Genomic DNA, 422 nt, shown 5'->3' with positions numbered 1-422 from the left:
CGGGCGCGCTCTTCCGGCTCGATCCAGAACAGACCGACGTTCGGGTTGGCTTGCAGATTCCGGGTGTGGCTGGCCAACTCGGACAGAAAGACGTAAAAACAGCCGTCCTGCTGGATAAACGGCGCATAACTGGTTTCCGGCTCGCCGCTGGCGTTAACCGTCGCCAGGGTCAGGCTGTTAAAACCGGCGATAAAGGCGTGGAAATCGTCGCTGATTGACACCAGCGTTTCTTCCCCAGAGTCTTCCGGGTTAGCCGCGGTGGGATTATTGTTGTTCATTGTGCTTTTCCTGACGTCAAAGTGGTCATCTTCAGGTTTATCCTGTATCCATTGTCAGCTGGCTCCCAGGCATGCAACGCACCGTCATCGCAGGCCCGCCCGTATTCTGCTATTCGGCAAACCGGTCCGTGGCCTGAATCAGCT

At 56.6% G+C, this 422-nt stretch carries 1 protein-coding gene; it reads right to left on the bottom strand.

The window, feature by feature from the left end:
- Nucleotides 1-278, bottom strand: a 278-nt coding sequence (locus tag Q4563_RS16410) for a pyridoxamine 5'-phosphate oxidase family protein (protein WP_303605242.1), incomplete at its 3' end; no start/stop codon positions are given.
- Nucleotides 279-422 lie beyond the last annotated feature (144 nt).

The sequence above is a fragment of the Gilvimarinus sp. 1_MG-2023 genome (genome assembly GCF_030548285.1).
The sequence above is the reverse complement of the archived record's forward strand: the minus strand, read 5'-3'. Positions and strand labels throughout refer to the sequence as shown.